Here is a 24404-nt window from a genome sequence, read left to right as displayed (position 1 = left end):
GTTCCTGCTAGACCAGATCCTGGGTCTTGGCGAAGCGGGTGACCGCGCGCTGCGTGCCGCGGTTGGCGAGGACCTGGATAACCGCGCTGACCGAGGCGGAGATGAGCGCGAAGGTCAGGGCCGAACGCAGCGTGGTGGGCACGTCGTCGTCGTGGCCCTTCGGCGGCTTGTTTCCGGTGGCCTTTTCCCAGACCGTGTCGACCACCTTGGTGCCGACGAAACCGGCCGCCAGGCTGATGCCGGTGCCAAGCAGTTTGATCAGGATGTTCATGCGTCGTACTCCTAGCGGGAGGAAACAGGGCTGCCCCTAGCCTAACGTCCCGTTCCCCGGCGGATACCCGCCGGAGGGTGTAAACTGGGCCAGCCCACATGGGCAATTCTAAATACGACAGGGGAGCGCCGCCGTCGGGCACCACTGGAGCAATCCAGGGGAACCGCAGGTGGGCGCTGAGAGTGCGGACAGCCGCAGACCCTCGAACCTGATCCGGTTAGTACCGGCGCAAGGGAGTCGAGTTCTCGGGGTACCCGGCCATTGCGGTGCGAGCCGCCGTGCTGCCGGAATGCCCTCCCCTCCTGTACCTCAGGAGGATGTTATGACTGATATTTCTGCAAAGCGCACCGGGACCACCGGCAGGCAGGCCTGGCGGGTGGTGGACATTGTCCTGGCAGCACTCATCGCGGTGGCCGGCGGCGTGATCTTCTGGGCCTGGTCCCAGGGCGCCAACCTGGTGTCCGTGCCGCTGAACGCCGTCTATCCGCCGCTGACCGGGATTCTGGGCGGCGGCTGGATGATACCGGCGGTCTTGGGCATGCTGGTCATCCGGAAGCCGGGCGCGGCGCTGTTCTGCGAGACCGTGGCCGCCACCGGAGAGCTGATCATGGGCTCGCAGTACGGGGCCTCGGTGCTGTTTTCCGGCTTCGTGCAGGGACTCGGTGCCGAACTGATCTTCGCCGCCTTCCTTTACCGGAAGTTCAATCTGCCGGTCTCGCTGCTGGCCGGCGCCGGCGCCGGGGTGTTCGGCGCCCTGAATGATTCCTTCCTGCCGTGGGGCTGGAACATCGCCTACGAAGCCGGGGACAAGCTCGCCTACATCCTGCTCTGCGCGGTCTCCGGCGCGGTGATTGCCGGGGCGCTGTCCTGGCTGGCCACCCGCGGCCTGGCCAAAACCGGGGTGCTGGGCTCCTTCGCCTCCCGCAAGGCGGCATCGGAACCCGTGTTTTCCTGATGTCCGCGCAGGCATGAAAACAAACGACGGCGTCCGCCCGGCCGGGATCATCGCCCGCAACTGGGGCTGGCGGCACGCGGGCCGGGCCCGGCCCGCCATCAGCGGCCTGGACCTGGACATCCGCCCGGGCGAGCGGGTGCTGCTGCTCGGCCCGTCCGGGGGCGGCAAGTCCACGCTGCTGCACGCCCTGGCCGGGGTGCTCGGCGACAGCACCGCCGTCGGTGGCCCCGCCTCCGGCTCAACCGGGCTGGCCGGGGACGCCGCGGACGCGGACGAGACCGGCTCCCTGCTGATCGACGGCGCCCCGCCCGGTGCCCGCCGCGGCCGGACCGGGCTGATGCAGCAGGACCCGGAGACGCAGGTGGTGCTGTCGCGGGTGGGGGACGACGTCGCATTCGGTGCCGAAAACCTGGCCGTCCCCCCGGCCGACATCTGGCACCGGGTCGCCGAGTCGCTTGAGGACGTCGGCCTGGCCGGGCTGCCGCTCCGGCATCCCACGTCCGCGCTCTCCGGCGGGCAAAAGCAGCGGCTGGCCCTGGCCGGCATCCTTGCGATGCGGCCGGGGCTCCTGCTGCTGGACGAGCCAACGGCCAACCTCGACCCGGCCGGCGTCCTCGAGGTGCGCGACGCCGTGGGACGCTGCCTGGACCGGACCGGAGCCACCCTGGTGGTGGTGGAGCACCGCGTGGCCATCTGGAAGGACCTGGTGGACCGGATCGTCGTGCTGCAGCCCGGAACGGGGACCGAACCCGCCGTGCTGCTCGACGGCGCCCCGGACCGGGTGCTGGAACAGGCCCGCGGGCTGCTGATCGCGGCGGGAATCTGGGTGCCCGGATATGTGCCCGGCACACGGGCCCGGCGCTCCGGGCAGGGGACCGGCGCGGCCGGGCCCGGCGGGCCGGGGGCCGGGCAGCTGCTGCTGGCCGCCGAGGATCTCGCCGTCTCCCGCGAACGTCCGCGCCGCTCCGGCCTGCGGCAGGGTTTCCGGCCTATTGCTCCCGTTCCAGTGCTGTCCGGGATCACGGCGCAGGTTCGGGCCGGCCAGGCGCTGACCATCACCGGGCCCAACGGCTCCGGAAAGTCGACCTTGGCCCTGACCCTGGCCGGCCTGCTGGCGCCCGTCACCGGGGCGGTGTCCGCCACGACCGAACTGAGCGCGGGTGCGGGAATCGATCCCTACCGCTGGAAGGCCCGGCAACTGATCTCCCGGATCGGGACCGTCTTCCAGGAACCCGAGCATCAATTTGTCACCGGCCGGGTGCTCGACGAGCTCACCTTCGGGCCGCGCCAGCTGGGCCGCGGCGAAGACCGGGTGGACGAGCTGCTGGAGCGGCTGCGGCTGACGGACCTCGTGGAAGCCAACCCCTATACACTGTCCGGCGGCGAAAAACGGCGCCTTTCGGTCGCCACCGTGCTGGCCGCGCACCCGCAGGTTCTGGTGCTGGACGAGCCGACCTTCGGCCAGGACGCAAACACCTGGGCGGAACTGGCCTCGTTCCTCTCCGAACTGCTGGACGACGGTACCGCCGTGGTATCGGTGACGCACGACGCGGAATTCAGCGGCGTCCTGGGCGGGACCGAGCTGAAGGTCGGCGCACCGGAACCTACCCTCCCGGGCCGGTCGACGCCGGGGGTGGCGGCACCATGAGGGAAGCCCTGACCCTGGGCGGAAACACCGCCCCGCTGGCCCGGGCCAACCCCCTGGCCAAGTTCTCCGGCGTCCTGCTCATCACCGTGGTCCTCGCGCTGTCCATCGACTGGGTATCGGCCGCCGTTGCCCTCGCCTTCGAAGTCCTCCTGATTCCGTTGGCCGGCCTGACCCTCGCCCTGCTGTGGCAGCGGGGCTGGCCGCTCATCCTTGCGGCGGCGGTGGGCGGCTGGAGCACCGCGATCCTTTCGGCAGACCACGGCCGGACACTCCTCGACGTCGGAATCTGGTCCATCAGTGAAGGCTCACTGCAGCTGGGGCTGGCGTTCCTGCTGCGGGGGCTCGCCATCGCCCTGCCGGCCATCCTGCTGATGAGCTGCACCGATCCAACGGACCTGGCCGATGCCCTTGCGCAACAGGCCAAGCTGCCGCACCGGTTCGTACTCGGCACCCTCGCCGCGATGCGGCTGGTCGGCCTGATGGCCGAGGAATGGCAGACCATCGGGATGGCCCGGCGTGCCCGCGGTGTGGGCTCCCATGGCGGCCCGGCGCAACGGCTGGGAGCCACGCTGGGGCAGGCGTTCGGGTTGCTGGTCCAGGCGGTCCGCCGGGCCGCCCGGCTTGCGGTGACGATGGAAGCGCGGGGCTTCGGCGGCGACCGGCGCACCTGGGCGCGGCAGGCGAGGTTCCGCGCTGAGGACACCTGGGTGGTCCTCGGCGGGGTGTTGATCGCCGGCTGCGCGGTCGCGGCCGCGGTCGCCGCGGGGACGTGGAACACGGTCTTCCTGGGCCCGCAGTAACGCGTCATTCCAGAAGCGAATCCAGGTTGCTGATATCGCACCTGGCGGATATTGGTGTGAGCTTAATTGCACAATGCGCGGCAAGACCGCCATGAAAATATCATCGATGATATATATGGACTATGACTCAAGAGACTGCTGAATACGTTGGCGCCGTGCTCCGGGACGCCCGCGGCGAGAAGGGCTGGACCCAGGGCAGGCTGGCCGCGGAACTGGGAACCAGCCAAAGCGCCATTGCCCGGATGGAACAGGGCAAGCAGAATCTGAGCCTGAAAATGATCCAGCGGCTCGAGTCGATCTTCGGCCGCAGCATCGTCAAGGTCGGCCGGCCCCAGATGACCCACCTGCGGGTGGAGGGCGGCCGCACGCTGTCCGGTGCCGTGGACGTCAACAGCAGCAAGAACGCCGGCGTGGCGTTGCTCTGTGCCAGCCTCATCAACCGCGGCACCACGGTGCTGCGCCGGCTGGCGCGGATCGAGGAGGTCAATCGCATCGTGGAGGTGCTGACCAGCATCGGCGTCGAATGCACCTGGCTCAACGCGAACGACCTGCAGATCCGGCGGCCCGCCGTGCTGGACCTGGCCTCCATGGACGTTGAAGCCGCCCGCCGCACCCGCAGCGTCATCATGCTGCTGGGCCCGCTGCTGGACGAGTCCGCCGAATACCGGCTGCCGTACGCCGGTGGCTGCGACCTGGGCACCCGCACCGTCCAGCCGCACATGCAGGCGCTGCGCCAGTTCGGGCTCAAAGTCGAGGCGAAATCCGGTTTCTACACCGTGCAGGCACCCCCGGCCGACGGGAATAACCGGACCTTCGTGCTGAGCGAACGCGGCGACACGGTCACCGAAAACGCCATCATGGCTGCCGCGCACCGCTGCGGCAGCACCATCATCCGCAACGCCAGCCCCAATTACATGGTCCAGGATCTTTGCTTCTACCTGCAGATGCTGGGCGTGCAGATCGAGGGCGTGGGCACCACCACGCTCACGATCGTCGGCCGCCCGGTCATCGACGCGGATGTCGAGTACTTTCCGTCGGAGGACCCGATCGAGGCGATGAGCCTGCTCACCGCCGGGATCGTCACCAATTCGGAAGTGACGATCCGCCGGGTTCCGATCGAGTTCATGGAAATTGAACTGGCCACCCTCGAGCAGATGGGCCAGCGGCTGAAGGTGTCAGCGGAATACACGGCGCGCAACGGCCGCACCCGGCTGGTGGACGTGACCACCACGCCGTCGGAACTGCGCGCCCCCGAGGACAAGATCCACCCGATGCCGTTCCCCGGGCTGAACATCGACAACCTGCCGTTCTTCGCCGTCATCGCCGCCAACGCGCACGGCCAGACGATGATCCATGACTGGGTCTATGAGAACCGGGCCATCTACCTGACCGAGCTGAACAAGCTCGGAGCGCAGGTCCAGCTCCTGGACCCGCACCGGATCTACGTCAACGGTCCGACCAGGTGGCGTGCGGCGGAAGTCGGCTGCCCGCCGGCGCTGCGCCCGGCCGCGTGCCTGCTGCTGGCGATGCTCGCCGCACGGGGCGTCTCCGAGCTGCGGAACATCTACGTGATCGAGCGCGGCTACGAGGACCTGGCCGAACGGCTCAACACCATCGGCGCCAAGATCGAATACTTCCAGGACTGAGCCTGCGGTCCTTGCACGCCGCCTGCGCCGCCTGAACTGCGGCTCCGCCCGGGTAGCGCGCCGGGTCGGCTGCTGAGGACAATAGGTACATGCGCACCTTCGGCGTCGAGGAAGAGTTGCTGATCGTTGACCCCGCCACCGGGGTCCCGCTGGCGCTGGCCGACGCGTTGCTGCACGGGCTTGAGTCCGGTCCCGGCACCGCCGCTGCCGGATCGCCGGCCACGGCGCGGGCGGGCCGGGGCGCTCCGAAGACCTCGGGGCAGGCAGACCCGGGCTTCAGTCTGGAGCTGAAGCTGGAGCAGATCGAGACCCAGACCGCACCGTGCCTGGACCACGCGGACCTGCTGCAGCAGATCCGGCGCTCCCGGGCGTGCGCGGACCGGGCCGCCGCTGCCCACGGCGCCCGGGTGGCGGCGCTGGCCACCTCACCCCTGGCGTCCGCCACGCACACGACGCCGAACCCGCGGTACGCCTCCATGCAGCACCGCTTCGGGCTCACGGTGCAGGAGCAGCTCACCTGCGGCTTCCATGTCCACACCCTGGTCGAGTCCCCGGAGGAGGGGGTGGCCGTGATGGACCGGATCCGTGACAAGCTCGCGGTGCTGCTGGCGCTCAGCGCCAACTCGCCTTTCTGGAACGGCACGGAGAGCGGGTTCGAAAGCTATCGCACCCAGGCGTGGAACCGGTGGCCGGCCGCCGGGCCCGCGATGATTTTCGGCAGCCTGCCCGCCTACCGCCGGGTCATTGCCCGGCTGCTGGAGAGCGGGGTCCTCTTTGACGAGGGCATGGTCTATTTTGACGCCAGGCTGGCCAGATACCACCCCACGGTGGAAGTGCGGGTCGCGGACGTCTGTCTGCGGGCCGAGGACGCGGCGCTGATCGCCGTGCTGGTCCGCGCCCTCGTCGAATCCGCCGGCCGGGAGTGGCGGGACGGAGTGGACCCGGCCCCGGTCCCGACAGTGCTCTTGAAAATGGCAGCCTGGCAGGCCAGCAACTGCGGGCTGCGCAGCGAGCTGCTGGACTTCGGCAGCTTCCGCCCGGCCCCCGCCGGGCAGGTGGTCCGTGCCCTGGTGGACTTCCTGGCACCCGTTCTAGAGGAGCAGGGGGAGCTGGAACTGGTGCGGTGCGGTGTGGACCGGGTCCTGGCCGAGGGCACCGGTTCGGACCTGCAACGCCAGGCACTCCGGGCCCCCGGCCAGGACACGCCGCTGGACGACGCCGGGCTTGCGGCCGTCGTCGCGCATGCGGTGCGCGTCACGGCGCGCGGCGCGTAACCGCAACGCCTAACCGCAGCGGACCGCCAAAGCACGCCGGCGAGGGCTGCCGGGGCAGCGATCCACGTGGCCCTCCGTCCAGAAGCGCGTAGTACCTACTCGGGCGGTCCGGCGCGGCGTTCGCCTTTACTGGGGGTGAACATGCATTCACCAAGGTGCCGGCGCAGCTCTGGGGCCGGAACTTCAGCGTAGAAAGTGGATACCCATGGTTCCTTTCCCGACGGAAGGCCCGCGGTGAAGCCCCGCGCGCTCGTGACCGGCGCCGGCGGTGTGGCGGCCCACGCCGTCGCCACGCAGCTGAAAGCGCGGGGAATCCCGGTCCTGGGCACCGACGTCCGCGAGCTTCCGGCCGGGGCGGGCATCACCGTGGTGCGCGTCCCGGGGGCAGCGGACCCGGAGCTGGTATCCGTGTTACGCCGGCTGGTCGCCGCGGAAGGTGTGAACCTGGTCATCCCCACGGTCAGTGCAGAGCTGCCGCAGTTGGCCGCGTTCCGGGCCGGCTTCGGCACCGATGTCCGCGTCATCATCGGGGACCCGGGGCCCGTTGCCGTCGCCAGCGACAAGCTCTACACGGCCTGGCAGCTTCGCTCGGCAGGCGTCCCCGTTCCCCGCTTCGGCGTTCCCCGCGACTACCCCAGTGCGGATGCCGCCATGCACGCGCTGGGCGGCCCGGTGGTGGTCACGCCGCGCGCGTCCCATGCCTTCCTGGGGTCGGTCCTGATCGACGGCAGCCGGGACGTGGACTGGCACCGGCTCCCGGACGGGCAGATCGTGCAGGAATACATTCCCGGGGCTGAATATCTCCCTGTGGTCTTTGGTACCCCGCCGCGCAACGCCGCCGCCCCGTTCGTCGTCGTGCTCGAAACGGTGGAGCGGAACCGGGGTGAGGTGGGCACTGCCCTGGCGGCCCGCCGCGCCGAGGCGGGCGAGGACATTGACGTCGGGAACCTGGCCCTTGCCGCGGTCCGCGTGCTCGGCCTGACCGGGCCCGCGGAGGTCAGCATCCGCCGCCGCGCCGACGGCAGCCCGGTGGTGCTGGCGGTGGATGCCCGGTTTGGTGCCCATAGCGGGCTTGCCCCGGAACTGCTGGACGCCGTGCTGTCATCGTTTGTGCTGCCCGCCTTCAATCCGGCGTCCTTCCGGCAGCGCCCGGCCACCTACGCCCGTGTGGCCGTGGGCTGAGCTCGGCGGCGCGCTGCGCCGCCGCCGGGGCGCGCCGACCCGGTTGGACGAATGGCCAACCGTGTCGGTCCTGGTGGCGGCCCGCAACGCGGCAGGCACCATCGAGGACTGTGTCCGGGCCATCCAGCTCACCAGTTACGACCGTTACGAAGTGGTATTGGTGGACGATGGCTCCACCGACCGGACGGGGGAGCTGATGGCGGGCCTCGCCGCGGCCGACCCGTGGATCAAACTGGCGGGCCGGTCCGCAGCCGGCCGGAGTGCAGCGCTGAACCTGGCCCTGCGGCACGCCACCGGCGAGGTCCTGGTCTGTGCCGGTACCGATTCCAGGTTTGACCGGGACACGGTCAAACGCCTGCTCCAGGGCTTCACCGACAAAGACACCGGCGCCGTGGTTCCGGCCGGACAGCTGCTGCGGCGTGCCCCGGCCCGGCACGGCGGGCCGGCGGGGGCGGGCAGCATCGTGGCCTTCCCCCGGGAGGTGCTGGAACACGCCGGGGGTTTCCTGGACGATGGCCCGGCGGCCGCCCAGCTTGAGCCAGTCAGCCGGGTGCGCCGCGCCGGGTACCGGGTGGGCTTCGCTCCCCGCGCCCTGGTCTGCCCAGGCCCGAGGAGCTAGCGGAGCACCACGGTCCGGTTGCCCTGCAGGATGACCCGGCCTTCACAGTGCCAGCGGACGGCGTTGGAGAGCGCCTTGCATTCCGTGTCGCGGCCGGCCGCGACGAGTTCCTCCGGGCCGTAGGTGTGGTCCACCTCGATCACCTGCTGGGAGATGATCGGCCCCTCGTCGAGCTCGGCGTTTACGTAATGCGCGGTGGCGCCAACGGTCTTCACGCCGCGTGCGTAGGCCTGGTGGTACGGCTTGGCACCCTTGAAGCTGGGAAGGAAGGAGTGATGGATGTTGATGGCACGGCCATCCAGGCGCCGGGTCAGGTCGTCGCTGAGGACCTGCATGTAGCGTGCGAGCACCACGAGCTCCACGTCCAGCTGGTCGACAAGTTCGAGGAGCTGCGCCTCCGCCGCGGGTTTCGTGGCGGCGGTGACCGGGATGTGGAAGAACGGGATGCCGTGCCATTCGACCAGGGCCTGGTGGTCCGTATGGTTGGACACGACAGCCACCACGTCCACCGGCAATTCCCCGACCCTGGCCCGGAACAGCAGGTCATTGAGGCAGTGTCCGTACTTGGACACCATGATCAGCACGCGGCGCTTGGAACCGTGGCGTTCGAGCTGCCAGTTCATCGCGAAACGGTCAGCCACTGCGGGAAATGCCGCGCGGAGCTGTGCCGTGGTTCGGGCGTCGCCCTCCGAGCTGAAGTGGACGCGCATGAAGAAGTGCCCCGCCGTGCGTTCCCCGAACTGCTTGATGTCGACAATGTCGCAGCCGTGTTCCAGCAGAAAGCCGGAGACGGCGTGCACGATGCCCTTCTGCTCGGGGCAGTCGAGCGTGAGCACGTGTTCCACGGCGGCCGGCTGCGGGGCTTCCGTTTCCAGGGTGTTCATGGCGGTCACCGGTTCAGCACTCGATCACGTTGACCGCGAGGCCGCCGCGGGACGTTTCCTTGTACTTGGTCTTCATGTCCGCTCCTGTTTCTCGCATGGTTTTGATGGCTTTGTCCAGGGATACTTTATGACTGCCGTCGCCATGCAGGGCCAGCCGGGCCGCGTTGATGGCCTTGACGCTGGCAATGGCATTCCGTTCGATGCAGGGAATCTGCACGAGGCCGCCGACGGGATCGCAGGTGAGGCCCAGGTTGTGTTCGATCCCGACCTCGGCGGCGTTTTCCACCTGCGCCGGGGTTCCGCCGAGCACCTCGCAGAGCCCCGCTGCCGCCATCGAACACGCCGAGCCCACTTCGCCCTGGCAGCCGACCTCCGCCCCGGAGATCGAGGCGTTGATCTTGAAGAGGATACCGACGGCGGCGGCGGCCAGCAGGAAGCGGACCACGCCGTCGTCGTCGGCCCCCGGGACAAACTTTTGGTAGTAGTGCAGCACCGCCGGCACGATGCCGGCGGCACCGTTGGTGGGCGCCGTGACGATCCGGCCGCCCGCGGCGTTCTCCTCGTTCACGGCAAGGGCGAACAGATTGACCCACTCCATCGCCAGCAGCGGGTCGGCGGAGGGGCCGCCGTCGAGCCCTGCGTCCGTGGCGGAGAGCGTCCTGAACAGCGCGGGTGCCCGCCGGGGGACGTTGAGACCGCCCGGCAGTATTCCCTCCGCGGCGCAGCCGTTGTCCACGCACTCGCGCATGACGGCCCAGATCTTCAGCAGGCGTTCGCGGAGGTCCGCCTCGCTGCGCCACACGAGTTCATTGGCGAGCATGATGTCCGAGATCGATTTCCCCTCCCGGGCGCACAGCGCCAGGAGTTCGTCCGCCGTGGTGAAGGGGTAGGGAAGGACCGTGCTGTCCGCAACGACGCTGTCCGTGCCGGCGGCGTCGCCGGTGACGACAAACCCGCCGCCGATCGAGTAGTAGCTACGTTCGCGCAGCACCGCCCCGGCGTGGTCCAGCGCCCGGAACGTCATCCCGTTCGGGTGCGCCGGCAACGACTTGCGCCGGTGCAGGAGCACGTCCTCCTCCCAGTTGAAATCCACCCGGTGGTCGCCGCCGATCCTGAGTTCGGCGTCGAGGGCTGCGGCCGCGACCTGGTCATCGGCCGTTGCCGTGTCCACGGTTTCCGGGTCCTGTCCCTGGAGGCCCAGGACCACTGCCTTATCCGAGCCATGGCCGCGGCCGGTGGCCCCGAGCGAACCGAACAGTTCCGCCTGGACCCGGGTTGTCGAACCCAGCAGGCCATCAAGCCTGAGCCCGTCGGAGAAGCGTTTTGCCGCCCGCATCGGGCCGACCGTATGGGAGGAGGACGGCCCGATGCCAACCGAAAACAGGTCAAGGACGCTGAGCGCCATCAGGGCACCTCGGTGCTGGCAAACTCCCGCATGGCGTCGAGCAGCCAGCGGCTGAGGAACTCCGCGAAGGAGGCCCGGGGAAGGATCCGGTAGGTCTCGTCCGCGGTCTTCCAGAGAATGGCCGGGATCCCGCCGATTTCGGTGGACAGCGCGGTACCGGTTTTGAACACCCGGGGGTGCAGGTCCAGGGCGCAGCCCTTTTCCAGCACGGCCCGGGCGCGCGGACCGGTGAGCTCCAGCGTGGTCCGGTTGGCCGACAGATCCACCACCTGGCCTTCGCCGTCCCCGAGGGCTTCGACCAGCGACCGGGGAAGGCTTCCGCCCAGGCTTTCATGCGACTCCGGCGCCGCGACGAGCAGGAATTCCGCCGGCCCGAGCCACAGCACCGCGGCGTCGTCGCTGCTGCTCACCTCTCCTGACGCGGCCGGGAGTGCGCCGGTGAGGCCGCCCACGCGTTCGCCGGCCGCACTGGAGGGGTCCACCCGGATTCCGGCCATGGTCAGGAAGGGCACTTCGTGCAGTTCCACCACGCCGGCAACGGAGCCGGCGGAAAAATCCGCCGCCAGGCTCGATGCCGGGCTCCGCCGCAGCGTCTGGATCTTCTTGGCGTTTTCGAGTGCTGCTGTGTCAGCCATCTTTACGGGTCCCTTCAGAGTCGAAAAGTACTGTTTCTGCCACGACCACGTCGACGAGCTGGTCGCCGGCAGCGGCCACCAGGGTTTCGCCGATGCGGTTGCGGCCGTTCTTGATCAGGGCCAGCGCGAAGGACCTGCCCAGGGCGGCGCTGTGGTAGCTCGAGGTCACGAAGCCCTGCATGGGCACCGGGCCGGACGCGGGATCCATCGGGATGCCCTGTTCCACCAGCTGGGTACCCTCCGGCAGCCGGACACTGCCGTCCACGGGAAGGACGCTGACCAGGTGCTTGCGGTCGGCGCGGGCCGCGTCCTGGCGTGCGTAGGAGCGTTTGCCGATGAAGTCCTTGACCTTGGAGACCACCCAGTCCATGCCGGCGTCCTGCGGGGTGACCGTTCCGTCGGTGTCCTGCCCGACGATCGGGTAACCCTTCTCGGCGCGCAGCACGTGCATGGTCTCGGTGCCGTAGGGGGTGATATTGAATTCGGCGCCGGCCGCTGCCACGGCTTCCCAGGTGCTCAGCCCGTACCAGGCCGGCACGTTGATCTCGAAAGCCAGTTCGCCGGAGAACGAGATCCGGCAGACCCTGGCCGGGACCCCGGAGGCGAGGGTGGTCTCGCGGAAGGTCATGAACGGGAACGCGTCGGCCTCAAGGCCGCCGCCGGCGGCCAGCTCCGGTGCCAGTTTGGCGAGGACCGCCCGGGACTTGGGCCCGACGACGGCGATCGTGGTCCACTGCTCGGTGACCGAGGTGCAGTGCACATCCAGCTCGGGCCATTCGGTCTGCAGCCATTCCTCCAGCCAGTCGAGCACCTTGGCGGCGCCACCGGTGGTGGTGGTCATGAAGTACCGGTCCTCGTCCAGGCGCAGGGTGACGCCGTCGTCGAAAATCATTCCGTCCGGGGTGCACATCACGCCGTACCGGGCGGAGCCGGGTGCCAGCTTCTTGAACGCGTTGGTGTAGACGCGGTTCAGGAATTCGCCGGCGTCCTTGCCGCGGATCTCGATCTTGCCCAGCGTGGTGGCGTCCATGAAGCCCACGGAGTCCCGCACGGCGGCGCACTCGCGCAGCACGGCAGTGTCCATGTCCTCGCCGTCCTGGGGATAGAACCACGGCCGCTTCCACTGCCCAACGTCTTCGAAGCGGGCCCCGCGGGCGACGTGCCAGGGGTGGATGGAGGTGAGGCGCGCGGGGTCGAAGAGTTCGCCGCGCTGCCGTCCGGCCAGCGCGGCGAACGCCACCGGGGTGAACGGGGCACGGTACGCGGTCGTCCCGATTTCGCCCACGCTGCGGGCGGCGCCGGCGGAGTCGGCACCGTGCTTGAGGGCCGCGGCGATGACGCCGATGGCGTTGACGCCGGAGGTCTTGCCCTGGTCGTTGGCGGTGCTGATCGAGGTGTACCGCTTGACGTGTTCCACGGACCGCATGCCCGCGCCGGTGGACCGGAGGACGTCCGCCACCGACTGGTCGCGCTGGAAATCGACGAAGTGGTGATGCCAGCTTTCCGGGCCGCCCTGTTCGCCGGGAACCAGCCAGAGCTGCCGGGTGGGGGCCAGGGCGCGCGGGGCTGCCTGCGGTGCCGGCGCGGCAGCGGAACCGGCGGCATCGAAGCCGGCGGCGAGGACGGCTGCGGCACCGGCGGCAATGCCCTCGGCCACACAGTCCCCGAGGGCGAAGCTGCCGCGGCCCGCTCCGGCCACCTGCTGGTCGGGGACCACGCTGTCGGGCACGAAGGCCGCCAGGTCGTCATCCCAGCGCAGCTTGCCCTGGCGCTGGGAGTGCAGGTGCACCACCGGCGACCAGCCGCCGGAGACCGCGAGCAGGTCGCAGGCGAGCTGTTCGACGCCGGAGGTGAGTTCGCCGTCGTCGTTAATGCTTCGGACGGTGACGCCGCGCAGCCGGCCGTCATCGGACGCGGCGGCGCTGGTGTTGCTGACGGCGCTGCCCACCAGCACCCGGGTGCCGGCGGCGGCGGCCGCGGCCGCGGTGTCGCTCAGCTGCGGCCGGGCGTCCACGACGGCCTCGACGCGGATGCCGGCGGCGCGGAGGTCTGCGGCCAGGGCGTAGGCGCTGTCGTTGGTGGTGCTGATGACGACCTTCGAGCCTGCGGCGACGGCGTACCGGTTGAGGTAGCTGCGCACCGCGGAGGCGAGCATGATCCCGGGACGGTCGTTGTTCTCGAAGACCAGCGGGCGTTCGTGGGCGCCGGGCGCCAGGATGACCTGTGTGGCACGGATGTGCCAAATCCGTTGGCGGGACACCCCGTCAGCGGCCGGCGTGAGGAGGTGGTCGGTCCGGTTCTGCGCGGCAATCACGTAGTTCGAGTCGTAGGAGCCGAAGGCGGTGGTGCGGTTCAGCACGCTGCACTCGGCCGCGGAGATCAGTTCGACCTCGACGTCGGCCACCCAGTCCAGGGCGGGCTGGCCTTCGATCGTTTCGGCGAGGGCCGGGTCGGTGGAACCGGACAGCAGCGACCCGCCGAGTTCCGGCTGGTCGTCAATGAGGATCACCCGGGCCCCGGCCCGGACGGCTTCGCGGGCCGCGGCCAGGCCGGCCGGCCCGCCGCCGACCACCAGGACGTCGGTGTGGACGTACTTCTTGTCGTACTCGGCGCGGTCCTCGGCCGGATCCAGCTTGCCCAGCCCGTTGAGCAGCTCGGCGCTGAGCCCGTCGACCAGGGAGACTGTGGTCGCCGGAAGCATCGACTCGGCGACGTGGCCCGGGAAGCGTGCGGCGATTTTGACCAGGGCGTTGGATTCCTCCACGCCGGCGGACATGATGCCGCGGGGCCGGTCCTCGTAGAGCGAGTTGCCCACCTGGAGCCGGCCGTTGGCCAGCAGCGCCGAGGCGAGAGTGTCTCCCGGGTGGCCGGTGTAGTCCTGGCCGTCGAGGGTGAAGCGCCAAGTGACGCTGCGGTCGATGCGTCCGCCGGTGGCGAGGCGCGCGGATTGGGGCTGAGCGGTCATGAGTTTGCTCCTTCCGGAGAGACGGGGCTGGCGACGGTCGGGGCGGTCGCTCCCGTGGCGGGACGCAGCTGGCCCATCGGGTAGACGGCCTGGATGTTGTAGGTGACGGTGTCGCGGAGCATGTTGAACCATTGCCGGCAGCCGGTGCTGTGCAGCCAGCGCTCGGCGAAGATGCCCTTGGTGTTGTCGCGGTAGAACAGGTACTCGGCCCATTCACGGTCGGTCAGTTCTGCAGGGTTTTCGGGGTAGGGCACGTGGGCCTGGCCGCCGTAGTGGAATTCAGTCTCGTCCCGGGGGCCGCAGTTGGGGCAGGAAATCAGGAGCATGTCCGAGCCTCTCTTAGTGCGCCACGGCAGCGGCGCCGTGTTCGTCGATCAGGGCACCGGTTTCGAAACGTTCCAGTGCGAAGGGCTTGTTGAGCTGGTGCGGGGCCCCGGTGGCGATGGTGTGCGCGAACGTCAGACCGGCGGCCGGGGTGCCCTTGAAGCCGCCGGTACCCCAGCCGCAGTTCACGAACATGTTCTCCACCGGGGTGGTGCCGACGATCGGGGAGGCATCCATGGTGGTGTCCACGATTCCGCCCCAGGTCCGGAGCACGTGGGCCCGGGCGAAGATCGGGAAGAGTTCGACGGCGGCCGCCATCTGGTGCTCGATCACGTGGAAGGAGCCGCGCTGGCCGTAGCCGTTGTACGAGTCCACGCCGGCGCCCATGACCAGTTCACCCTTGTGCGCCTGGGAGACGTACACGTGGACGTGGTTGGACATGACCACCGTGGGGTGGACGGGTTCGTGCAGTTCGGAGACCAGGGCCTGCAGCGGGTGTGACTGGACCGGAAGCCGGAAGCCGGCCATCTCCGCCAGCACCGAGCTGTGGCCGGCGGCGCAAAGCCCGACCTTCTCGGTGTGGATCGTGCCGAGGTTGGTCTTGACCCCCACCACCCGGTTGCCGTCCTTCAGGAACCCGGTGACCTCGCAGTTCTGGATGATGTCCACGCCGAGCTCATCGCACTTGCGGGCAAACGCCCAGGCCACGTGGTCGTGCTTGGCGATGCCGGCCCGGGGCTGGTAGGTGGCCCCCATGACCGGGTAGCGGATGTCGTCGTTGATGTTCAGGATGGGGCAGAGTTCCTTCACCTGCTTCGGGTCCAGCCATTCGGCGTCCACGCCGTTGAGCTTGTTGGCGCCCACCCGGCGGATGCTTTCGCGGACGTCGCCCAGGGTGTGGGCCAGGTTCATGACCCCGCGCTGGCTGAACAGGAAGTCGTAGTCGAGCTCCTCGGGCAGGATTTCCCAGAGTTTCAGCGCGTGCTCGTAGATCGCGGCGCTTTCGTCCCAGAGGTAGTTGGACCGGATGATGGTGGTGTTCCGGGCCATGTTGCCGCCGGCGAGCCAGCCCTTTTCCAGGACGGCGATGTTGGTCATGCCGTGGTTTTTGGCCAGGTAGTAGGCGGTGGCGAGGCCGTGGCCGCCGCCGCCGACAATGACGGCGTCATACGAGGACTTCGGCTCCGGATTGTGCCACAGGAATTCTGGGTGCTCCGGAAGGTGCTGGGTGCTCACTGGGCAACTCCGTTCGGGGTGGTTCCGGCGTCCCCGGCAGGGTCCGGATAAGGAGGGTTCGGGTATAGCGGAAATTTCTGCGTCAGGACCGTGACCCGGTCACGGAGCAGCACGGCGGACTCGTCGCTGAGCTCGCCCTTGATCGCCTCGGCAATGATGTCGGCAACCTCGGCGAATTCGGCCGGACCGAAGCCGCGGGTGGCCAGGGCAGGCGTGCCGATCCGGAGACCGGAGGACACCATTGGCGGCCGGGGGTCGAACGGGACGGCGTTACGGTTCACCGTGATGCCGATCCGGTGCAGGCGGTCCTCGCCCTGCTGGCCGTCCAGTTCGGAGTTGCGCAGGTCCACCAGGACCAGGTGGACGTCGGTGCCGCCGCCGACCACGGAGATGCCGTAGTCGGCGACGTCGGGCGCGAGCAGCCGCTCGGCCAGGATTTTGGCACCTTCCAGGGTGCGCTGCTGGCGGTCCTTGAACTCGGGGGTTCCGGCGATCTTGAAGGACACCGCCTTGGCCGCGATGACATGTTCGAGCGGGCCGCCCTGCTGGCCGGGGAAGACCGCGGAATTGATCTTGCGGGCCAGCGATTCACGGCTGAGGATGACGCCGCCGCGCGGTCCGCCGAGCGTCTTGTGCGTGGTGGTGGTGACGACGTCGGCGTACGGCACCGGGTTCGGGTGCAGCCCCGCGGCGACCAGGCCGGCGAAGTGCGCCATGTCCACCATCAGGTAGGCGCCCACCGCGTCCGCGATCCGGCGGAACTCGGCAAAGTCGAGTTGGCGGGTGTAGGCGGACCAGCCAGCGACGATCAGCCGCGGCCGGTGTTCCAGCGCCAGGGCCTCCACCTCGGCCATGTCCACTCTCATGTCGGACTTACGCACGTGGTACGGCACTACGTTGTACAGCTTGCCGGAGAAGTTGATCTTCATGCCGTGGGTCAGGTGCCCGCCGTGGGCGAGGTCCAGGCCCAGGATGGTATCGCCCGGATCCAGCAGCGCGAACATCGCCGCGGCATTGGCCTGCGCGCCGGAGTGCGGCTGGACGTTGGCCGCCTCGGCGCCAAAGAGTGCCTTGACCCGGTCGATCGCGAGCTGTTCGATCACATCCACGTGTTCGCAGCCGCCGTAGTAGCGCTTGCCGGGGTAGCCCTCGGCGTACTTGTTGGTCAGCACCGAGCCCTGGGCCGTCATCACGGCGGTAGGGGCGAAATTTTCCGAGGCGATCATTTCCAGCGTTGACTGCTGGCGGTCGAGCTCTCGGGCGATGGCTGCGTCGACTTCGGCGTCGACGCTGGAGAGCGTGCCGGTGAGCACATCTGCCATGGCTTGCTCCTTTCAAATCAAGGGTGAACTGCTAGCCAACTAATACATGACTGATATATTAGATTGAATGCAACAATATGTTGTGGCTCACTCCACGTCAAGGGTGTTGTTTTGGCAGCACCCAGCGGGAGCGGCACTAGCGCGAAGAGACCCGAGGAGGGGACATGATGAGCCTTGCGGTGGAGGACATGGAAGTGGGGGGCACTGACCTTCCGCTGTCCGAGCAGGCCTACCGGCAGTTGCGGGACCAGCTGATCATGCTGGAGATCCGCCCCGGCGAGGCCATCAACGACTCGGTGCTGGCCGCCCGGCTGGGATTTGGCCGCACGCCGGTCCGCGAGGCGCTGAAGCGCTTGGAAAGCGACCACCTGGTGGTCTCCTACCCGCGCCGGGGAACCTTCGCGACCCGGGTCGACATCACGGAGCTGGCGGACATTTCGGAAATCCGCGAATTGCTGGAGCCGCTCGCGGCGCGGCGGGCCGCGCGCAGCGCCAGCCCCGGAATGCGGGCCCGGCTGCGTGAACTGGCGGACGACATCACGGGCTCACAGCCTGCCGGCGCCGACCAGCACACGCTGATGCGCTTCGACATCATGGTGCACCGGCAGATTTACGCGGCCGCCGCTAACCCGCACCTTGAGGATGTCCTGATCCGGTACGACAACCTGGCCACCCGCATCTGGTGCCTGGTGCTGGACAAGATTCCCTCGGTGGCGGGGCACATCACCGAGCACGTGGACCTGCTGCACGCCATTGCCGACGGCGACGCGGAGCGGGCGGCCGGCCTGGCGCTCGCGCATGTGACCAGCTTCGAGGAGACCATCCGCAAGGTCCTCTAGGGCGCCCGGCGGGCCGGGGACAGGTCGGCGGCGGCGGCGGCCGCAACGATGTGCAGCGCGAGCAGCCGGCCGGATGTCCTCGGGTCTCCGCCCAGCAGGGCGTGGATGTTGTTCAGCCGCTTATGCATGGTCTGCCGCTCAATGCTCAGGGTAAGTGCCGAGGCCGTCGTGTTGCAGCCCGAGTCGAGCCAGCAGAGCAGGGTCTCCAACAGGGCGGTCCCGTGCTTCTGGTCCCAGGCCAGCAACTCGGACAGGCTCGATTCCACGTAGGAGTCCAGGAAGCCGTGGTCCGGGACGGCATCCAGGATCCGCCGGCCCAGGAAGTCCATGGCATCGAGCACGTCGCCCGCTGCCGGCAGGCCCAGTCGGAGCGTTTCCTGGGCCTCCACGTAGGACTCGCGTGCCCGCAGCCCGTCCGGCACCGTCGGACCGAAGGCCGCGTAGTCCTCCGAACCGGCAACCGCGCCCCGGGCTGCCCGGAGCAGCGACTCCCGCGCGGCGTGGGCATCCTTGCGGGCCACCGCGAACAGCACCGCCCGTTCCCCGTCCCGCTGATGCGACTTGACGCTGACCCCGGGCAGCGCCAGCGCACGCTCGACCGCGGAGAAGTTGGCGTCGCGGCCCGAGGTGCGGAAGACGGCGACGACGGCGGCAAGTCCCGGCTTCAGCCCGGCCTGCAGCCACAGCTGGGCAAAGCCGCCGGCGTCCCCGCCCTCGATGATGGCCTCCAGCAGCCGCGCGTCGGCCACCTGGGCCGGGGTGGGACGAAACGCCTGCGCGAGCGCCAGGGCGAGGATGCCGGAGAGCCGGTCCGCGGCGAGCTCCAGCAGGAACGGATCAGGCGAGGCCGAGCGGAGTGTCAGCTGCGCCGCCAACTGCCCGCCCACCACGATGCCCGCGATGGCTTTGGAGCCGGGTTCGCCGTCGCTGTCCCGGTGCTCCGCTTCAGCCGCTTCGCCGGCATGTCCCAGCGGCGATCCGTCCGGCGCCGCCAGGGACACCTCTGCCCCCAGGGCCGTGGCCAGCAGGTCCAGGATTACCGGGAGGTGGGGCCCGCGGTCGGTGATCAGGCGGGCGATCCGGCGGGAGGCGTCGTCGACCACCAGGTGTGCAGCGGCCTGCTCGTTGACGACCATGCGGTTCACCGCCTCGGCGACATCGACGAAGGGAACCACAGCCCGCAGGTCGATGAGCGGCAGCCCGTGCCGGTTGGCGGCGGCAATGAGCCGCGCCGGCATCGGCGCCGGCTGCCCGGCCGTCTGAACCGCCAGCGCCGCGATGTCCCGGCCGGCGAGGCTGCTGATGTAGTCCTCCTGCTCCTGCGCGGGAAGGGCCAGCAGCGCCTCGCCACCGGAGAGCAGCAGCTCGCCGCCGCGCAGCAGCGGGGCGATCTTGAGCACCTCGCTCGAGTGCACCCAGCGCACCGCCCGGTCCAAGGTGCCGGGGACACTGGAGCAGACCACCGGATCCGCATCGCACATCGGCTGGGACCTGAGGACTGCTGCGAGGGTGATCATGGCTACCTCCGGTCAAGCACGCGACAAATAGTCGCCTCATCTGACTTCAGTGTAATCATAACGAATCTAGGCTGTGGTGTCCGTCACCCATAAGCTGAAATCATCTTCCGTTCGGCATCACAACGTAGTGAATCGAGACGCGCATGAACCAAGCACAGCAACGGTCCCATGAAGTGGCGACCGTCGAAGTTGAAGATGTACTGCAACCCATCCCCGAATCCGCCCGGACCACGAAACTGTCCGGCCAGTTCTGGATCTGGGCGGGGGCCAACGTCGCCCCGATCAACTGGATCCTCGGGGCCCTCGGCATCCAGCTCGGGCTGGGCTTGGGCGACACGCTCCTGGTCCTGATCGTTGGCAACCTCATCGGCATGGCGGGCTTCGGCTTCTTCGTCATCCTCGGCCAGCGCACCGGCGCCACCGGCATGCTGCTGGCCCGCGGCGCCTTTGGCCGCCGAGGGGCCTATCTGCCGGCCGCCATCCAGGCGACCATCGCCATCGGCTGGTCCGCCGTGAACACCTGGGTGATCCTGGACCTGATCCTGGCCCTGTTCGGCATGATTGGCTGGGTTGATCCCACCCAGCAAAACATCCCGGTACGCATCCTGGTCGCGGCGGTCATCATGACCGTCCAGGTCGCCATCTGCTACCGCGGCTACCGTGCCATTTCAAAGTTTGAGCGGATCACCATGCCGCCCACCATCCTCGTCCTGATCGGCATGTCGATCGTCGCGTGGACCCAGCTGGACATCAACTGGAGCTACGCCGGCCCGGCCGGAGCCGTCCTGGAGGGGATGCCCCGCCTTGCAGCGATGTCCGGCATCATGACCGTCATCGGCATCGGCTGGGGGATCGGCTGGTTCACCTATGCTCCGGACTACTCCCGCTTCGTCAGCCGCAAGGTCAAGCCGAGCAAGCTGTTCCTGGTCAGCGTCCTGGGCCAGTTCCTCCCCGTCGTCTGGCTCGGCATCCTCGGCGCCAGCCTCGCAACCAAGAACGGACAGGCCGATCCCGGCGAACTGATCGTCTCCAACTTCGGCAGCCTGGCCATCCCGGTCATCCTGCTGGTCATCCACGGGCCGATCGCCACCAACATCATCAACCTGTACACCTTCGGCGTCGCCTTCCAGGCCCTGGACGTCAAGATCTCCCGGCGCAAGCTCTCCATCATCGTGGGAATCCTGTCCATGGGCGCCGTCATCGGCTTCATGTTCGCCGAGGACTTCGCGATGATCCTGGACTCCTGGCTCGGCGCCATCGTGGCCTGGGTCGCGACCTGGGGCGGCATCATGGCCGTCCACTACTTCATCTTCGAACGGCACCACAAGGACTTCTCCTACCTGTTCCTGGATTCGAAGAAGACCTCCCTGAAGGCCATCAACCCCTCGGCGTTCATCGCCTTCTTCGCCGGCATCCTGATGACCTGGCTGTTCATGTACGGCGGACTCCCGGCCCTGCAGGGCCCCATCGCCACGGCCATGGGCGGCATTGACCTCTCCTGGCTGGCAGGGACCCTGACCTCCTCGGCCATCTACTTCGCCCTCGGCTACCCGCGCTTCCGGTCACGGATCCGGGCCGGCGTTCCGATCGGCGTCCGCCTCGACCTGGCGGACGACGCGGTGCTGGCAGAACATGGCGACGCCTGCGAGGAAAAGACCCACGAACCGGAGCCTGCGCCCCTGGCCTGACCCCTACCAACCGCAAGACCGCACGATTTACACCATCAACACGCAAAGGAATTACCCCATGACCATTTCCACCACTGCCCCCGCCTCGAACGTCTCCGAACTGGAGCGCCTGAAGGTCCTGCACAACGGTCAGAAGGTAAAGCTGACGTTCTCCGACGCCGAGCTCGAGCGCCGCATCGCCGGCCTGCGCAGCATCATGGCGGCCAAGGACCTGGACGCCGTCGTGCTCACCAGCTACCACTCGATCAAGTACTACTCCGATTTCCTCTTCACCTACTTCGGCCGCTCCTACGCCATGGTCATCACCGCCGACGACACGGTGACGGTGACCGCGAACATCGACGCGGGCATGCCGTGGCGGCGCAGCTACGGGGAGAACATCGTCTACACCGACTGGCGCCGGGACAACTACATCTTCGCCATCCAGGAGGCCCTGCGTACCCGCGGTGTCGCGGTGCGCCGCCTGGGCGTGGAGGACGACAGCCTGCCCCTGGCCAACCGCGACAAGATCCAGGCCGCGTTCGACGGCGCCACCCTGGTGGACGTCGCGCAGGACGCCATGCGCCAGCGCATGGTCAAGTCCGCCGAGGAAATCGCCGTCATCAAGCACGGCGCCCGGATCGGCGACCTCGGCGGCGAAGCCATCCGCAACGCCATCACCGCCGGCATCACCGAATACGAAGTCGCCCTGATCGGCACCGAGGCGATGGTCCACGAGATCGCCCGGACCTTCCCGGACTCCGAAATCCGGGACACCTGGGTCTGGTTCCAGTCCGGCATCAACACCGACGGCGCCCATAACTGGGCCACCACGCGCAAACTCCAGGAGCACGACATCCTGTCGCTGAACTGCTTCCCGATGACGAGCGGCTACTACACCGCCCTGGAGCGCACCCTCTTCCTCGGCGAACCGGACGCCCGGTCCCTGGAACTGTGGAACATCAACGTGGAGGTCCACCGCCGGGGCCTGGAACTGATCAAGCCCGGCGCGGTCTGCAAGGACATCGCCGCGGAACTGAACGAGATCTACGTATCCCACGGACTGCTGGCCAACCGGACCTTCGGCTACGGCCACTCCTTCGGCGTCCTGAGCCACTACTACGGCCGCGAGGCCGGGCTGGAACTCCGCGAGGACATCGACACCGTCCTGGAACCGGGCATGGTGGTCTCGATGGAACCGATGATCACGGTCCTGGACGGCCAGCCGGGCGCCGGCGGCTACCGCGAGCACGACATCCTGGTCGTCGGCGAAGACGGCGCCGAAAACATCACCAAGTTCCCGTTCGGACCGGAACACAACATCATCAGCGCCTAGGATCGCCCGATCATCAGCGCCTGACCCCGTGGCGGCGGCCGCCGGCCGCCGCCACGCTTTTTATGCCGTACAACTGAGGAGCACCAGCAGCATGGACAAGTCAGTATTTCTGGAAGACCTGGATGCGTTCGCCTACCGGGAGGCACTGGCCTCCGGAGAGTCGATCGTCCTGATTCCCGTCGGGTCCCTGGAACAACATGGTCCGCACCTGCCGCTGGGCACCGACACGATCCTGTCCTCGCGTTTCGCGGAGGGTGTGGCCAGGCGGCTCGGTGGGCTGGTGGCGCAGCCGATCGCCTACGGGTACAAGTCGCAGCAGAAGTCCGGCGGCGGCAACCACCTGTCCGGGACCACCAGCCTGGACGGCGGAACCCTGATCAGCGTGGCCCGCAACCTGGTCAAGTCCTTTCTAAACCAGGGCGTGCGCAACGTGGTCTTCGTCAACGGGCACTTCGAAAACTACCAGTTCCTGTACGAGGGCATCGACCTGGCGCTGGAGGACCTGCGGATCGGCCCCGGCGCGGAACAGAGCGTGCTGCTGCTGTCCTACTGGGACTTCGTCAGCCAGGACACCCTCGCCCGGGTCTACCCCGACGGGTTCCCGGGCTGGGACATCGAGCACGGCGGAGTCCTGGAGACCTCGCTCATGCTGCACCTGGAGCCCGGCCGGGTCGCGATGGACCGCCTGGTGGACGGGCCTGCCGCGGTCCTGCCCCGCTTCGACCGGCTGCCGGTCGTGCCGGAGCGGACCCCGGCCACCGGCTGCCTCTCCTCCGCAGCCGGATCCAGCGCCGCCAAGGGGGCGCTGCTGTTCGACCAGGTCGTCGAGGACCTGGCCGGGGACCTGTCCGGCGAACTGGTCCGGGAGGCCGCCGGGCTCCCGGGGTAGCCGCGGGAGCGCCGCCGGGCGGCCGGTGTTCCTACTCGATCGTGGCGAACAGCTCGTTCAGCTCGGCCGTGAGCTGCCGGCGCAGGTCCGGGGTGCCGATCTCCTTGCCGTCGATATGGTTCACGGGGGCCAGGAGCCGGATACTCGAGATCAGCCAGACGGCGTCGGCGTCATACAGGTCGGCGGGCACCAGCGGACCGTAGCCCAGCTCCCAGCCGGCGGCCTTCGCCGCGGTGAACAGTGCGCCCTGTGAGGTGCCGGGGAGGATGCCGCTGTCCAGCTGCGGGGTGATCAGCCGGCGGACGGTACGGACGCCGCCGGCGCCGTCGTCGCTGGTTTCCAGATGCGCCAGCAGCACGGTCGACGTCGGGCCCTCCAGGACCCGGCCGTCGGCGGAGGTAAAAATGACGTCGTCGGCACCCTGGTGGTGCGCGTAGCGCAGGGCCGCCATGTTGACCGCGTAGGACAGCGTCTTGGCGCCGAGCAGCAGCCACGGCGCGCGTTCGGCCACCTCGCTGTCATACCCGCGGTCCAGCAGGATGACGTCGATGCCGGTCTCGCGCTGTTCGCGTCCGGCGGCCGGCGGCAGGGAGGCCTGCACCCAGCAGGTCGGCGTGGCGGCACCCTCGACGCCGCGGGTGGCGATCAGCTTCACCACCACCTCATCGGTCCCGCTGCCTGCCCCGCCGGCCGGGCCGCGGAACTCGCTGAGCGCGGTCCCGATGGCGCGGCGCCAGGTGTCCTCGGCCGGAATGTCCAGCTCCAGCGCACGGGCTGAACCGGCCAACCGGCTCAGGTGGGCCTGCAGCTTGCGCGGGGTTCCACCCACGGCCAGCAGCGACTCGAAGACGCCGTCGCCCCGGGTGGCTCCCTGGTCCGTGGCCATCAGCTGCGGCCTGGACGAGTCGGCGATGCGGCCGTTCTCAGAGCCGGGGTCAAGGAACACCAGCACGGTGGTGCGGGCCGGAACAGAGGCGGAGGTAGTCATGG

The 24404-nt window shown here is 68.8% G+C and carries 21 protein-coding genes and 1 riboswitch; of the genes, 11 read left to right on the top strand and 10 right to left on the bottom strand.

The genetic code is table 11. The features are described from left to right. Positions 1–7: 7 nt before the first annotated feature. Positions 8–271, bottom strand: a complete 264-nt coding sequence (locus tag AC3ANP_RS04010; RefSeq protein ID WP_488332066.1) for a DUF4235 domain-containing protein — start codon at positions 269–271, stop codon at positions 8–10. A gap of 109 nt (positions 272–380) precedes the next feature. Continuing rightward, positions 381–524: riboswitch (TPP riboswitch) on the top strand. A 69-nt stretch (positions 525–593) separates the two neighbouring features. Here AC3ANP_RS04010 and AC3ANP_RS04005 point away from each other — a divergent pair. From AC3ANP_RS04005 to AC3ANP_RS03975, 7 genes are all read left to right on the top strand, one after another. After that, positions 594–1226: an ECF transporter S component gene (locus AC3ANP_RS04005; protein ID WP_488332065.1), complete on the top strand. Its 633-nt coding sequence runs from the start codon at positions 594–596 to the stop codon at positions 1224–1226. A 13-nt stretch (positions 1227–1239) separates the two neighbouring features. Further along, entirely contained in the window at positions 1240–2874 is a 1635-nt protein-coding gene (locus tag AC3ANP_RS04000; RefSeq protein WP_488332064.1) for an ABC transporter ATP-binding protein, read from the top strand. Beyond that, positions 2871–3674 (top strand): energy-coupling factor transporter transmembrane component T family protein, encoded by an 804-nt coding sequence (locus tag AC3ANP_RS03995; RefSeq protein ID WP_488332063.1) that lies wholly within the window; start codon positions 2871–2873, stop codon positions 3672–3674. The genes AC3ANP_RS04000 and AC3ANP_RS03995 overlap by 4 nt, the downstream gene beginning before the upstream one ends. Positions 3675–3796: 122 nt before the next feature. After that, positions 3797–5320 carry a UDP-N-acetylglucosamine 1-carboxyvinyltransferase gene (locus tag AC3ANP_RS03990; protein WP_488332062.1) on the top strand — a complete coding sequence of 508 codons (1524 nt, stop codon included), beginning with the start codon at positions 3797–3799 and terminating at the stop codon, positions 5318–5320. An 89-nt stretch (positions 5321–5409) separates the two neighbouring features. Beyond that, entirely contained in the window at positions 5410–6594 is a 1185-nt protein-coding gene (locus AC3ANP_RS03985) for a glutamate--cysteine ligase (RefSeq protein ID WP_488332061.1), read from the top strand. A 234-nt stretch (positions 6595–6828) separates the two neighbouring features. Then, positions 6829–7776 carry an ATP-grasp domain-containing protein gene (locus tag AC3ANP_RS03980; RefSeq protein ID WP_488332060.1) on the top strand — a complete coding sequence of 316 codons (948 nt, stop codon included), beginning with the start codon at positions 6829–6831 and terminating at the stop codon, positions 7774–7776. Then, positions 7760–8395: a glycosyltransferase family 2 protein gene (locus AC3ANP_RS03975; RefSeq protein WP_488332059.1), complete on the top strand. Its 636-nt coding sequence runs from the start codon at positions 7760–7762 to the stop codon at positions 8393–8395. Before AC3ANP_RS03980 ends, AC3ANP_RS03975 begins: the two co-directional genes overlap by 17 nt. Here AC3ANP_RS03975 and purU read toward each other — a convergent pair. Genes purU through glyA form a run of 7 tightly spaced genes read right to left on the bottom strand, consistent with a single transcriptional unit; the run spans position 8392 to position 17166 of the window. Next, a complete protein-coding gene (gene purU, locus AC3ANP_RS03970) occupies positions 8392–9279 on the bottom strand; it encodes a formyltetrahydrofolate deformylase (RefSeq protein ID WP_488332058.1) in 888 nt (295 codons plus the stop codon). The two genes, AC3ANP_RS03975 and purU, sit on opposite strands and share 4 nt — an antisense overlap. Positions 9280–9292: 13 nt before the next feature. Next, positions 9293–10684 carry an L-serine ammonia-lyase gene (locus AC3ANP_RS03965; protein WP_488332057.1) on the bottom strand — a complete coding sequence of 464 codons (1392 nt, stop codon included), beginning with the start codon at positions 10682–10684 and terminating at the stop codon, positions 9293–9295. Further along, positions 10684–11319, bottom strand: a complete 636-nt coding sequence (locus AC3ANP_RS03960; RefSeq protein WP_488332056.1) for a sarcosine oxidase subunit gamma — start codon at positions 11317–11319, stop codon at positions 10684–10686. Before AC3ANP_RS03960 ends, AC3ANP_RS03965 begins: the two co-directional genes overlap by 1 nt. Then, entirely contained in the window at positions 11312–14284 is a 2973-nt protein-coding gene (locus AC3ANP_RS03955; RefSeq protein WP_488332055.1) for a 2Fe-2S iron-sulfur cluster-binding protein, read from the bottom strand. The genes AC3ANP_RS03960 and AC3ANP_RS03955 overlap by 8 nt, the downstream gene beginning before the upstream one ends. Continuing rightward, complete coding sequence (locus AC3ANP_RS03950; protein WP_488332054.1) at positions 14281–14610, bottom strand: sarcosine oxidase subunit delta; 330 nt, start codon at positions 14608–14610, stop codon at positions 14281–14283. Before AC3ANP_RS03950 ends, AC3ANP_RS03955 begins: the two co-directional genes overlap by 4 nt. Positions 14611–14623: 13 nt before the next feature. Beyond that, on the bottom strand, positions 14624–15844 hold the full coding sequence (locus tag AC3ANP_RS03945) for a sarcosine oxidase subunit beta family protein (protein ID WP_488332053.1): 1221 nt from the start codon (positions 15842–15844) through the stop codon (positions 14624–14626). Next, complete coding sequence (glyA, locus tag AC3ANP_RS03940) at positions 15841–17166, bottom strand: serine hydroxymethyltransferase (RefSeq protein WP_488332052.1); 1326 nt, start codon at positions 17164–17166, stop codon at positions 15841–15843. Before glyA ends, AC3ANP_RS03945 begins: the two co-directional genes overlap by 4 nt. 167 nt (positions 17167–17333) lie before the next feature. Between glyA and AC3ANP_RS03935 the strand changes: the two genes are divergently transcribed. Next, positions 17334–18005 carry a GntR family transcriptional regulator gene (locus AC3ANP_RS03935; RefSeq protein ID WP_488333138.1) on the top strand — a complete coding sequence of 224 codons (672 nt, stop codon included), beginning with the start codon at positions 17334–17336 and terminating at the stop codon, positions 18003–18005. Here AC3ANP_RS03935 and AC3ANP_RS03930 read toward each other — a convergent pair. Then, positions 18002–19522, bottom strand: coding sequence for a PucR family transcriptional regulator (locus AC3ANP_RS03930; RefSeq protein WP_488332051.1), 1521 nt, complete (start codon positions 19520–19522; stop codon positions 18002–18004). The two genes, AC3ANP_RS03935 and AC3ANP_RS03930, sit on opposite strands and share 4 nt — an antisense overlap. A gap of 143 nt (positions 19523–19665) precedes the next feature. Here AC3ANP_RS03930 and AC3ANP_RS03925 point away from each other — a divergent pair, with 143 nt between their 5' ends. The 3 genes from AC3ANP_RS03925 to AC3ANP_RS03915 all read left to right on the top strand — a co-directional run bounded on the left by AC3ANP_RS03925 (position 19666) and on the right by AC3ANP_RS03915 (position 23414). Then, positions 19666–21210: a purine-cytosine permease family protein gene (locus AC3ANP_RS03925; protein ID WP_488332050.1), complete on the top strand. Its 1545-nt coding sequence runs from the start codon at positions 19666–19668 to the stop codon at positions 21208–21210. 58 nt (positions 21211–21268) lie between these two features. Next, the gene (locus tag AC3ANP_RS03920) at positions 21269–22525 is read left to right on the top strand and encodes a M24 family metallopeptidase (RefSeq protein WP_488332049.1); all 1257 of its coding nucleotides are present in this window, start codon (positions 21269–21271) and stop codon (positions 22523–22525) included. A gap of 91 nt (positions 22526–22616) precedes the next feature. Next, positions 22617–23414 (top strand): creatininase, encoded by a 798-nt coding sequence (locus AC3ANP_RS03915; protein ID WP_488332048.1) that lies wholly within the window; start codon positions 22617–22619, stop codon positions 23412–23414. Positions 23415–23445: 31 nt separating this feature from the next. On the opposite strand, the gene AC3ANP_RS03910 is transcribed toward AC3ANP_RS03915, so the two are convergent. Beyond that, positions 23446–24402, bottom strand: coding sequence for an aminodeoxychorismate lyase (locus AC3ANP_RS03910; protein WP_488332047.1), 957 nt, complete (start codon positions 24400–24402; stop codon positions 23446–23448). Between the last annotated feature and the right edge of the window lie 2 nt (positions 24403–24404).

The organism is Arthrobacter sp. JB02-1C, assembly GCF_057748045.1.
The sequence above is the reverse complement of the archived record's forward strand: the minus strand, read 5'-3'. Positions and strand labels throughout refer to the sequence as shown.

What these genes read in the sequence shown, in the direction of transcription:
- AC3ANP_RS03995 (WP_488332063.1), top strand. Translation starts at nt 2,871, where the DNA reads ATGAGGGAAGCCCTGACCCTGGGCGGAAACACCGCCCCGCTGGCCCGG.
- glyA (WP_488332052.1), bottom strand. Translation starts at nt 17,166, where the DNA reads ATGGCAGATGTGCTCACCGGCACGCTCTCCAGCGTCGACGCCGAAGTC.
- AC3ANP_RS03910 (WP_488332047.1), bottom strand. Translation starts at nt 24,402, where the DNA reads ATGACTACCTCCGCCTCTGTTCCGGCCCGCACCACCGTGCTGGTGTTC.
- AC3ANP_RS04010 (WP_488332066.1), bottom strand. Translation starts at nt 271, where the DNA reads ATGAACATCCTGATCAAACTGCTTGGCACCGGCATCAGCCTGGCGGCC.
- AC3ANP_RS03950 (WP_488332054.1), bottom strand. Translation starts at nt 14,610, where the DNA reads ATGCTCCTGATTTCCTGCCCCAACTGCGGCCCCCGGGACGAGACTGAA.
- AC3ANP_RS03915 (WP_488332048.1), top strand. Translation starts at nt 22,617, where the DNA reads ATGGACAAGTCAGTATTTCTGGAAGACCTGGATGCGTTCGCCTACCGG.
- AC3ANP_RS03930 (WP_488332051.1), bottom strand. Translation starts at nt 19,522, where the DNA reads ATGATCACCCTCGCAGCAGTCCTCAGGTCCCAGCCGATGTGCGATGCG.
- AC3ANP_RS04005 (WP_488332065.1), top strand. Translation starts at nt 594, where the DNA reads ATGACTGATATTTCTGCAAAGCGCACCGGGACCACCGGCAGGCAGGCC.
- AC3ANP_RS03955 (WP_488332055.1), bottom strand. Translation starts at nt 14,284, where the DNA reads ATGACCGCTCAGCCCCAATCCGCGCGCCTCGCCACCGGCGGACGCATC.
- AC3ANP_RS03960 (WP_488332056.1), bottom strand. Translation starts at nt 11,319, where the DNA reads ATGGCTGACACAGCAGCACTCGAAAACGCCAAGAAGATCCAGACGCTG.
- AC3ANP_RS04000 (WP_488332064.1), top strand. Translation starts at nt 1,240, where the DNA reads ATGAAAACAAACGACGGCGTCCGCCCGGCCGGGATCATCGCCCGCAAC.
- AC3ANP_RS03990 (WP_488332062.1), top strand. Translation starts at nt 3,797, where the DNA reads ATGACTCAAGAGACTGCTGAATACGTTGGCGCCGTGCTCCGGGACGCC.
- AC3ANP_RS03985 (WP_488332061.1), top strand. Translation starts at nt 5,410, where the DNA reads ATGCGCACCTTCGGCGTCGAGGAAGAGTTGCTGATCGTTGACCCCGCC.
- AC3ANP_RS03965 (WP_488332057.1), bottom strand. Translation starts at nt 10,684, where the DNA reads ATGGCGCTCAGCGTCCTTGACCTGTTTTCGGTTGGCATCGGGCCGTCC.
- AC3ANP_RS03935 (WP_488333138.1), top strand. Translation starts at nt 17,334, where the DNA reads ATGAGCCTTGCGGTGGAGGACATGGAAGTGGGGGGCACTGACCTTCCG.
- purU (WP_488332058.1), bottom strand. Translation starts at nt 9,279, where the DNA reads ATGAACACCCTGGAAACGGAAGCCCCGCAGCCGGCCGCCGTGGAACAC.
- AC3ANP_RS03925 (WP_488332050.1), top strand. Translation starts at nt 19,666, where the DNA reads ATGAACCAAGCACAGCAACGGTCCCATGAAGTGGCGACCGTCGAAGTT.
- AC3ANP_RS03920 (WP_488332049.1), top strand. Translation starts at nt 21,269, where the DNA reads ATGACCATTTCCACCACTGCCCCCGCCTCGAACGTCTCCGAACTGGAG.